An 8616-nucleotide genomic window follows, 5' to 3' on the forward strand; every position below is an offset into this window, starting at 1 on the left:
GCATGACCGCCCAGCAGCTCAACATGGACGTCATTTCCAACAACCTGGCCAACGTCAACACCGCCGGCTTCAAGAAAAGCCGCGCCGACTTCCAGGATCTGCTCTACCAGACCAGCCGCACCGCCGGCTCCGAATCGGCGGAAGGCAACGAGGTGCCCACGGGCATCCAGGTGGGTCTCGGCGCGCGTGCCGCGGCGGTGCAGAAGGTGTTCACCGTGGGCGATCTCATGCAGACCGGCAACGACCTGGATCTGGCCATTGAGGGCGCCGGCTTCTTCCGCATCGAGCTGCCCGGCGGCGAGGAGGCCTTCACCCGCGCCGGCGCCTTCAAGAAGGACGGTACCGGACGCCTGGTGACCTCCGACGGTTACCCCCTGCTGCCGCAGATCATCATCCCCGAGAACACCACGCGCCTGACCGTCACCGAGGACGGCGCGGTCAACGCCTTTCTCGACGGCAGCAACCTCGCCAACCAGATCGGCAACCTGGAACTGGCCAAGTTCAGCAATCCCGCCGGACTCTCCGCCATGGGCCGCAGCCTCTTCCAGGAAACCCCCGCCTCGGGCGCCGCGGTGTTCGGCACCCCCGGCCAGGAGGGCTTTGGCGCCATCGCCCAGGGCTTTCTGGAGGGCTCCAACGTCAGCGTCATGGAAGAGATGGTGAGCATGATCGCCACCCAGCGCGCCTACGAGATCAACTCCAAGGCGATCCGCACCGCCGACGAAATGCTGCAGATGGTCAACAATCTGGTCTAGGTTCTGGGATTAGGCTTGAAGTTTGCACTTTAAGGACGTCATGAGACACTTTCTTGCCCTATTGGTCCTGAGTCTGCTGATGCTGCCCGCCTTCGCGGCGCAGGCCGCCGAGCGCGGCACCACCATCGGCCCGAACCAGATCCGCGAACTCCTCGAGGACTATCTCCACGAGAAGCGCGACGTTCTGCCCCAGGCCGAGGTGCGCGTCAAGTCCCTGGAAACCGCGGCACCCTTCACCCTGCCGCCGGGGCGGGTGAGCCACGAGATCATTCCGTCCGATCCGCAGATTCTCTCCAGCCGCCGCTTCACCTTCGTGTTCCGCGTCGACGGGCGGGTACAGAAAAACCAGTCCTACCGCGTCGAGCTCGAGGCGGTGGCGCCCGTGGCCGTGGCCGCCTTGGATCTGTCGCGCGGCGTGGTTTTGGGCGAGCGCGACATCAATTTCGTCGAGATGGATCTGGCGCGGGTGCGCAATCCGGCCTTTTACGCCGATGAGCTGGTGGGCAAGGTGCTCAAGCGCTCGGTCAAGCTGGGCGACACGCTTGATCGCAGCTTCGTCGAGGAACCGTCCTTGGTCGGCCGCGGCGACGTGGTGACCATCATCGCCCAGCGCGGCGCCCTGCAGCTGAGCGCCACCGGCGTGGCGCGCGACGCGGGCAAGCTCGGCGACACCATCCGCATCCGCAACAGCGCCTCCCAGCAGGAAATTCTCTGCCAGGTGGTGGCGCCCGCGACGGTCCGCGTGGAGTTCTGATGATGAAAACGACCTTGTGGCGGGCCGCCGCGGCCCTGATTCTCGCCTTGGGCGCCGGCGGCTGCGCCGGGCATGTTTCGCCCGACCAGGCCAACGGCTTCGGTCCCAGCGAGGTGGTCATCGTGCCCGAGACGCCCAAGACCCCGGGCTCCCTGTGGACCAACAGCCAGGGCGGGCTGCTCTCCGACGTCAAGGGGCGCTACGTGGGCGATATCGTCACCGTGGCCATCTTCGAGCGGGCCAGCGCGAGCAAGGAGGCCTCCACCTCCGCCGGGCGCAAGAGCAGCGCCTCGGGCGGCATTTCGCGTCTCTTCGGCCTGGAAAAATCCATCGCCACCATCAACAGCAGCATCGACCCCGAGCAGATGATCGGCGCCAGCTACGAGAACAACTTCTCGGGCTCCGGCTCCACCACGCGCAAGGAGGACCTGGTCGCCACCATCACCACCCAGGTGGTGGAGGTGCTGCCCAACGGCAACCTGCGCATCGACGGCAGCAAGAACGTCATCGTCAACAACGAGGAGCAGATCATCCGCCTGGCGGGCATCGTGCGCCCCGCCGACATCACCGCCGGCAACGTGGTCGATTCCAAGCACATTCTCGATGCGCGCATCGCCTATACGGGCAAAGGCGTGATCAGCGACAAGCAGCGCCAGGGCTGGCTGGTGCGCATCCTCGACAACATCACGCCGTTTTAAGGTCTGAAGTAAGAAGGAAGAAGGATGAAATGAAAGTCGCTCGCCTTGTCGCATATGTCCTATCGGTCCTCTGCGTCCTCGTGCAACCCCTGAGCGCCCAGGCCACCCGCATCAAGGACATCGCCCGCCTCGAAGGCGTGCGCGACAATCAGCTGGTGGGCTACGGCCTGGTGGTCGGCCTCAACGGCACCGGCGACAGCGCCAGCACCCAGTTCACCGTGCAGTCCCTGGTGAGCATGATGGAGCGCCTCGGCGTCTCGGTGAACCGCAACCAGGTCAAGGTCGACAACGTCGCCGCCGTCATGGTCACCGCCCAGCTGCCGCCCTTCGCCAAGGCCGGCGGCACCATCGACGTGCAGGTCTCCTCCATCGGCGATGCCGACAGCCTGGTGGGCGGCACCCTGCTCATGACGCCCCTCAAGGGCCCTGACGGCAACGTCTACGCCGTCGCCCAGGGTTCGCTGGTGGTGGGCGCCCTGGCCTTCGGGGGCAAGGCCGCCACGGTGCAGAAGAACCATCCCACCGCCGCGCGCATCCCCGGCGGCGCCCTGGTCGAGCGCGAGGTGGCCCTGGCCTTCGGCAGCAGCGATGTCTTCAACTACCGCATCCAGAGCGCCGACTTCACCACCGTGTCGCGCATGAGCCGCACCATCAACGAGCGCTTCGGCGAAGGCACGGCCAGCGCCGTCGACGGCGTGAGCGTGCGCGTCAACCTGCCGCCGGCCTACGCGGGGCGGCACATCGATTTCATCGCCGCCGTGGAAGAGCTGAGCGTGTCCCCCGACAGCGTGGCGCGGGTGGTGATCAACGAGAAGACCGGCACCATCGTCATGGGCGACAATGTGCGCATCCAGCGCGTGGCGGTGAGCCACGGCAACCTCAACCTGGTGGTGGCCGAATCCGCCCAGGTCTCCCAGCCCGGCCCCTTCTCCCAGGGGCAGACCGTGGCGGTACCGCAGACCAGCATCGAGGTCATGGAGGAGATGGGCAATTTGGTGGTGGTCGAACCGGGCGTCTCCCTGGGCGACATCGCCCGTGCCCTCAACGCCATCGGCGCCACCCCCCGCGACCTCATCGCCATCTTCCAGGCCATCAAGGCCAGCGGCGCGCTGCATGCCGAGCTGGTGGTGCTGTAAGAAAAAAGGGTTTTTATGAACTCAACCATCGATCCCAAGCTGCTCCTGTCCCCCGCCGTGACGAAAACGCCCGACAGCGCGACGAATCGCAAGGACCCGGCGGCGCTGCGCAAGGCCTGTCAGGATTTTGAAGCCCTGTTCGTGCACAGCCTGTTCAAGGAGATGCGCAAGACCATTCCCACGGACGGGCTGCTGCCGCGCGGCATGGGCGAGGACGCCTATGTCGAGATGATGGACTGGGAAATGGCCCAGCGCAGTTCGCGCACCCAGGGGCTGGGCATCGCCGAGGCCCTGTTTCGCCAACTGGGCGGGGAGAAGGACCGATGATGCAGGGATTGGTGGCGGCGCTGCGTTTCGTGCTGAGCACCCTGGCGCCGGAGCGTGGGCGTTTGCGCGGACGGTCGGGACGCAAAAGAGCCTGAGGGCGCGGCAAGGTGTTTTCAATGAAAAAAAATCGGGGTCCGGCGACGGTCCCCGATTTTTTTTCTAAAGGAACCGTCCCGCGCCGCCGAAAAGAGGGCAGGACGAACTATTGACGGCGGGCCGTCGGAAAACCGGCGGATCCGAAGGGTGATCCCATGAGCATCAAGAAAATTTTCGGCAATCAGATGGTGCCGCCCCTGGTGCCGGCGCGCGGCGCGCAAAAAGCCGGCGCGGCGGCCTCGGGCACGGCGCGGGCGACGGACAAGGTCGACTTCTCCGCCGTGCTGCAGCAGGTCAACAAAGCCAAGGAGTCCCCCGCCATGGCCGACGCGCAGCGCGCCGAGAAAGTCGCCGCCTTGAAGGCGCAGATCGCCGCCGGCACCTACCGGCCCGACCTCCATCAGGTCGCCGCCAGTCTGTTGAAGTACATCACGGAGGATGGAAACAATGGCCAGTCTGGAAACCTGTGAGCGCTTGCGCCACTTGCATGAGCTGATTCTTCAGGAACGCGAGGCGGCGCGCAATCTCGACATGGCGGCGCTGGGCGCCGTGGTGCGCGAGAAAGAGGCGCTTATTCAGCAACTTCACGAAGAGCGCGCCCTCGACGCCTACGACGACGAGGATCTGGTCGCCCTGGCGCAGCTGGTGCGCGAGGAGAACCGTCGCAACGCCTTTTTGTTCTGGACCGGCCTCAACCTGGTGCGCGACACCATGGCCTTTTTCGAGAAGCAGGCGCCGCCCCCGGCCTACCGCGCCACCGGCAGCCTGACCCAAACGCGCCCCGGCGGGCGCCTGCTGTCTGGGAGGATCTGAGCCATGGCCGGACTGCTCAGCGCCCTCAATGCCGGCAAGACCAGCCTGCGCACAAGCCAGAAGGCGGTGGAAATCGCCGGCAACAACATCGCCAACGTCAACACGCCGGGCTATTCGCGGCAGGTGGCGGTGTTCCAGCCGGTGCCGTCCCTGGAACTGCGCGGCTTTTTCATCGGTCAGGGCGTCAACATCCAGAACATCGCCCGCGAGCATGACGTTTTCCTGACCCGTCAGATCCACGGCAAAAGCGGCACCCTGGGCGAGGAAAGCGCGCGCTCGGCGCCCATGGCCGAACTCGAGCGCATCTTCAGCGTCGCCGAGAACAATCTGGCCACCGAGATGGATCGTTTCTTCGACTCATGGAAGGAACTCAGCGCCAATCCCAGCGGTCAGACCGAGCGGCAGATCGTGCTGCAGCGCGGTGAACTGCTGGCGCGCTCCTTCGAGGATGCCGTCACCAGCCTGACCAGCGCCCAGCGCAACATCAACGCCTCGGTGGAGTCCAAGGTCACCGCCCTCAATCCCCTGTTGCAGGAGATCGCCGATCTCAACCTGCGCATCTCGACGGTGGAGATCTCCGGGCAGAGCGCCAACACCGACCGCGACCGGCGCGACCTGCTCATCGAGGAGGTGTCGCGCCAGCTCGGCGTCACCTATTACGAGGAAAACGGCAAGGTGTCCATGCAGCTGCCCGGCGGCCTGCCCTTGGTGCAGGACACCCAGGCCATGACCATCGAAACCACCCTGGATACCAATCTCAACCTGCAGCTGGTGCTGCGCACCGGCCCCAATTCCACCACGCCCATCAGCCTGGGGATGATCGGCGGCGAGTTCAAGGGGTTGATGAGTGTGCGCGACGAGTTCATCCCGCAGCGCATGGAGGAGCTCGATCACCTGGCCTACAGCCTGGCGTACCAGGTCAACGAGCTGCACCGCAACGGCGTCGATCTCAACGGCGACGCGGGCCTGGATTTCTTCAACGCCACGCCCAACGCGCCGGGGCCGGCGCCCAATCCGCCCGCCGTGCCCCTCGCGCTGCATGAGAAGGGCTTCGCCAAGAGCCTGGCCCTGGCCCTCACCGACACCCGCCAGGTGGCCGCGGGGCAGAGCGGCACGCCCGGTGATCCGGTCATCGGCGACAACCGCAACGCCCTGGCCCTGTCCGCCCTGGCCGACAGCCTGACGGCCATGGACGGCAACGATTCCTTCACCGGCTATTTCTCCAAGATCACCAGCAAGGTCGGCATCGAGGCGAGCCGCGCCCAGTTGACCTCCCAGGGTCTTGAGGATGCCATGGTGCAGATCAAGAACATGCGTGACGCCACCGTGGGCGTGTCCCTGGAGCAGGAAATGATCGACCTCATCCAGTTCCAGAAGGGCTTCGAGGCCTCGGCCAAGTTCCTCGCCGTGGTCGACGAACTGATGGAATCCCTGCTCAGTCTCAAGAGGTAAGCCATGCGCGCGACCCTGACCACCACCTATCGCAGCCTGCTCGCCAATCTGACCCAGTCCTCGACGCGCCTGGAGGATCTGCGCCTACAGGCGGCCACCGGCAAGCGCATGAGCAAGCCCTCCGACGATCCCTCGGCGATCCGCCCGGTGCTCAACGCCCGCGGCCAGATCCGCATGTCCGAGCGCTTCCTCAACACCCTGGGTACCGCCGCCGACCGCCTCAACATCCTCGACACCCACATGGAGCGCGTCGAGAACCTCATGCAGCGCTCCAAGGAAACCCTGGTCTACGCCGGCAACGGCAGCCTCTCGCCCCAGGATCTGGCGACCCTCGGCGACCAGGTGCGCCTCATGAAGGACGAGCTGCTGTCCGTGGCCAACGCCAACGTCGATGGCAAGTACCTTTTTTCCGGCTACAAGGAAAACGTCAAGCCCTATCCCACGGGCACGCCCGGCGAGTTCGACGGCGATCCGAGCGCCATCGATCTTGAAGTCGGCCCCGGCGAAAAGGTCAAGGTCAACCTCACCGGCCCCGAGGTGTTCGGCGATCCCGGCACCGGCAAGGACATGTGGCAGCTCTTCGATGACATGATCGCCGCCCTGGCCGCGGGCAACGCCGACGCGGCCCTGGCCGAAATGAGCAATCTCGACCGCGCCGCCGACCAGGCGCGCACCCAGCGCTCCCAGGCGGGCAACCTGGCGCAGCGCGTCGACCAGGCGCAGACTAACATGCAGGACATGCGCATCGACATGATGGCCATGCTCTCGCGCTTCGAGGACGCCGACATCGTCGAAACCCTGACCCATATGACCATGCAGGAGACCGCCTTCAAGGCGGCGCTGGACATCACGTCGCGCGTGTCGCGCCTTTCGATTCTCGACTACATGCGCTAGGAGAAAATAGCACGCTTCTTGCAGCCCAGGATGGGCAGCAAGCCAACACACAGCCAGGGAGGGCGACAAGATGCTGGTACTCACCCGCAAGATCGGCGAAGGCATCGTGATCGGCGACGACATCCGCATCACGGTGGTGGACATCAAGGGCGGCTCGATCCGCATCGGCATCGAAGCTCCCCCCGACAAAAAAATCTACCGGCAGGAAGTGTTTGAGCGCATCTGCCGCGAAAACCAGGAGGCCACGCAGTGGAACCCGTCCGATCTGGATGCCTTGAGCGAGAGTTTGCAGAAGCGGGCGCCGAAATGAAAACCATCGTCGGCACGCGCTTCGGCAACATCGACTACGATCCCGAAAAAACCCTGCTCTTTCCCGAAGGGCTCATCGGCTTCGGTCAACTGCGCGAGTTCGTGGTCATGCCCCAGAGCAAGCCCGGTCCGCTGTTCTGGATTCAGAGCGTCGAGGAGCCGGCCCTGGCCTTCGTCCTCACCGATCCGACCGGCTTTTTCCTCGATTACTCCGTCGCGCCCGATGCCGCCGAGCGGCGCAAACTCGGCATCGGCGAGCAGGACGAGTGTCTGGCCTTGGCGGTGGTGACCGTGCCCCCCGACCGCCAGATCACCCTCAATCTCGCCGCGCCCATCCTCTTCGCACCCCAGACCAACCGCGCCCTGCAGGTGATCCTCGAAAAAACCCCCTGGCAGACCCGCACGCCGTTGCCGGCGGCCTGAAAGTTCCCGGCAGAAACAAAAACGCACCCCTTGGCGGGTGCGTTTTTGTTTCTGCCGGGAAGGGCTGAGTGGTGAAAATTTATCGAGACCGGCAGTTCTTTCAGCCGGGAAATCAGAGAAAAGGGCCGAGAACTATTATAAATTCCGCCGCACGCGAGTGGCTGACCAAAGCGCGTGAAGATCTGCTTGCCGTTGAAAGGCTTATCGGCGACGACGCCCTGACCAACGTCGCGGCCTTCATGCCCTAGATAGATACGTCTCTGGAATTTGACCTCTTTCATCCTTCTCGGCGCCTGAACCGAGTCAAGGATGCCCTGAGCAATCCGCATTGGTTTCCATAAACCTCAAGCGACGGCGCCCACAATAAGCACCTTGCCGTCAGCGACAATCAGACCTATATTTGGAGAATATATAGGAGCCAAATAGGAGGTCATACATGGAGCGTCTCTATGCTCGCGCATCCGTCAGCATCAGCGAATTGAAGAAAAATCCATCGCGCATCATCCACGACGCCGAGGGCAACCCGGTTGCCATTCTCAACCACAACAAACCCAGCGCCTATCTCATCCCTGCCGAGACCTTCGAAGCGCTCATGGAGAAAATCGAGGATTATGAATTGGCTCGCCTGGTGAAGGAGAGGGAGAGTGAACCTTCCGTGCCGGTGAAGCTTGATGAGCTATAGCCTTGAATTCAAGAAATCGGCACTGAAAGAATGGCGCAAGATTGATGAACCCATCCGCCGCCAGTTCAAGAAGAAGCTCTCCGAACGACTGGTCCGACCCCATGTTGAATCCGCGCGTCTGCGGGGCATGCCCAACTGCTATAAGATCAAGCTCAAGAATGCCGGTTATCGACTCGTTTATCAGGTGGATGATCAGCGCATAGTCGTTGTCGTGGTTGCCGTGGGCAAAAGGGAAGGTTTGCAGGTCTACAAGATCGCCGAGCAGCGGATGAGGGAA

General features: G+C 63.9%; 13 protein-coding genes. All 13 read left to right on the forward strand.

The window, feature by feature from the left end:
* Positions 1–2 precede the first annotated feature (2 nt).
* Positions 3–755 carry a flagellar basal-body rod protein FlgG gene (gene flgG, locus QAT43_RS12565; RefSeq protein WP_305043427.1) on the forward strand — a complete coding sequence of 251 codons (753 nt, stop codon included), beginning with the start codon at positions 3–5 and terminating at the stop codon, positions 753–755.
* A 40-nt stretch (positions 756–795) separates the two neighbouring features.
* Complete coding sequence (gene flgA, locus QAT43_RS12570; RefSeq protein WP_305043428.1) at positions 796–1509, forward strand: flagellar basal body P-ring formation chaperone FlgA; 714 nt, start codon at positions 796–798, stop codon at positions 1507–1509.
* Complete coding sequence (locus tag QAT43_RS12575; protein WP_305043429.1) at positions 1509–2207, forward strand: flagellar basal body L-ring protein FlgH; 699 nt, start codon at positions 1509–1511, stop codon at positions 2205–2207. Before flgA ends, QAT43_RS12575 begins: the two co-directional genes overlap by 1 nt.
* A 29-nt stretch (positions 2208–2236) precedes the next feature.
* Positions 2237–3343, forward strand: a complete 1107-nt coding sequence (locus tag QAT43_RS12580) for a flagellar basal body P-ring protein FlgI (protein WP_305043430.1) — start codon at positions 2237–2239, stop codon at positions 3341–3343.
* 15 nt (positions 3344–3358) lie between these two features.
* Entirely contained in the window at positions 3359–3670 is a 312-nt protein-coding gene (locus QAT43_RS12585) for a rod-binding protein (RefSeq protein WP_305043431.1), read from the forward strand.
* Positions 3671–3921: 251 nt separating this feature from the next.
* A complete protein-coding gene (gene flgM, locus QAT43_RS12590; protein WP_305043432.1) occupies positions 3922–4236 on the forward strand; it encodes a flagellar biosynthesis anti-sigma factor FlgM in 315 nt (104 codons plus the stop codon).
* Complete coding sequence (locus QAT43_RS12595; protein WP_305043433.1) at positions 4214–4579, forward strand: hypothetical protein; 366 nt, start codon at positions 4214–4216, stop codon at positions 4577–4579. Before flgM ends, QAT43_RS12595 begins: the two co-directional genes overlap by 23 nt.
* A 3-nt stretch (positions 4580–4582) precedes the next feature.
* The gene (gene flgK / locus QAT43_RS12600; protein WP_305043434.1) at positions 4583–6031 is read left to right on the forward strand and encodes a flagellar hook-associated protein FlgK; all 1449 of its coding nucleotides are present in this window, start codon (positions 4583–4585) and stop codon (positions 6029–6031) included.
* Positions 6032–6034: 3 nt separating this feature from the next.
* Positions 6035–6925 (forward strand): flagellar hook-associated protein FlgL, encoded by an 891-nt coding sequence (gene flgL / locus QAT43_RS12605; protein ID WP_305043435.1) that lies wholly within the window; start codon positions 6035–6037, stop codon positions 6923–6925.
* Positions 6926–6995: 70 nt separating this feature from the next.
* Positions 6996–7235, forward strand: a complete 240-nt coding sequence (csrA, locus tag QAT43_RS12610; RefSeq protein ID WP_305043436.1) for a carbon storage regulator CsrA — start codon at positions 6996–6998, stop codon at positions 7233–7235.
* Positions 7232–7657, forward strand: a complete 426-nt coding sequence (locus QAT43_RS12615; protein ID WP_305043437.1) for a flagellar assembly protein FliW — start codon at positions 7232–7234, stop codon at positions 7655–7657. Before csrA ends, QAT43_RS12615 begins: the two co-directional genes overlap by 4 nt.
* A 436-nt stretch (positions 7658–8093) precedes the next feature.
* On the forward strand, positions 8094–8339 hold the full coding sequence (locus tag QAT43_RS12620; RefSeq protein ID WP_305043438.1) for a type II toxin-antitoxin system Phd/YefM family antitoxin: 246 nt from the start codon (positions 8094–8096) through the stop codon (positions 8337–8339).
* On the forward strand, positions 8329–8616 hold a 288-nt coding region (locus QAT43_RS12625), incomplete at its 3' end, for a type II toxin-antitoxin system RelE family toxin (RefSeq protein ID WP_305043439.1). The genes QAT43_RS12620 and QAT43_RS12625, both read left to right, overlap by 11 nt.

Source organism: Geoalkalibacter sp. (genome assembly GCF_030604225.1).
In the GTDB taxonomy this organism is placed as follows: Bacteria; Desulfobacterota; Desulfuromonadia; order Desulfuromonadales; family Geoalkalibacteraceae; genus Geoalkalibacter.

What these genes read in the sequence shown, in the direction of transcription:
- csrA (WP_305043436.1), top strand. Translation starts at nt 6,996, where the DNA reads ATGCTGGTACTCACCCGCAAGATCGGCGAAGGCATCGTGATCGGCGAC.
- QAT43_RS12620 (WP_305043438.1), top strand. Translation starts at nt 8,094, where the DNA reads ATGGAGCGTCTCTATGCTCGCGCATCCGTCAGCATCAGCGAATTGAAG.
- QAT43_RS12615 (WP_305043437.1), top strand. Translation starts at nt 7,232, where the DNA reads ATGAAAACCATCGTCGGCACGCGCTTCGGCAACATCGACTACGATCCC.
- QAT43_RS12595 (WP_305043433.1), top strand. Translation starts at nt 4,214, where the DNA reads ATGGCCAGTCTGGAAACCTGTGAGCGCTTGCGCCACTTGCATGAGCTG.
- flgL (WP_305043435.1), top strand. Translation starts at nt 6,035, where the DNA reads ATGCGCGCGACCCTGACCACCACCTATCGCAGCCTGCTCGCCAATCTG.
- QAT43_RS12585 (WP_305043431.1), top strand. Translation starts at nt 3,359, where the DNA reads ATGAACTCAACCATCGATCCCAAGCTGCTCCTGTCCCCCGCCGTGACG.
- flgA (WP_305043428.1), top strand. Translation starts at nt 796, where the DNA reads ATGAGACACTTTCTTGCCCTATTGGTCCTGAGTCTGCTGATGCTGCCC.
- QAT43_RS12580 (WP_305043430.1), top strand. Translation starts at nt 2,237, where the DNA reads ATGAAAGTCGCTCGCCTTGTCGCATATGTCCTATCGGTCCTCTGCGTC.
- flgK (WP_305043434.1), top strand. Translation starts at nt 4,583, where the DNA reads ATGGCCGGACTGCTCAGCGCCCTCAATGCCGGCAAGACCAGCCTGCGC.
- flgM (WP_305043432.1), top strand. Translation starts at nt 3,922, where the DNA reads ATGAGCATCAAGAAAATTTTCGGCAATCAGATGGTGCCGCCCCTGGTG.
- QAT43_RS12575 (WP_305043429.1), top strand. Translation starts at nt 1,509, where the DNA reads ATGATGAAAACGACCTTGTGGCGGGCCGCCGCGGCCCTGATTCTCGCC.
- flgG (WP_305043427.1), top strand. Translation starts at nt 3, where the DNA reads ATGACCGCCCAGCAGCTCAACATGGACGTCATTTCCAACAACCTGGCC.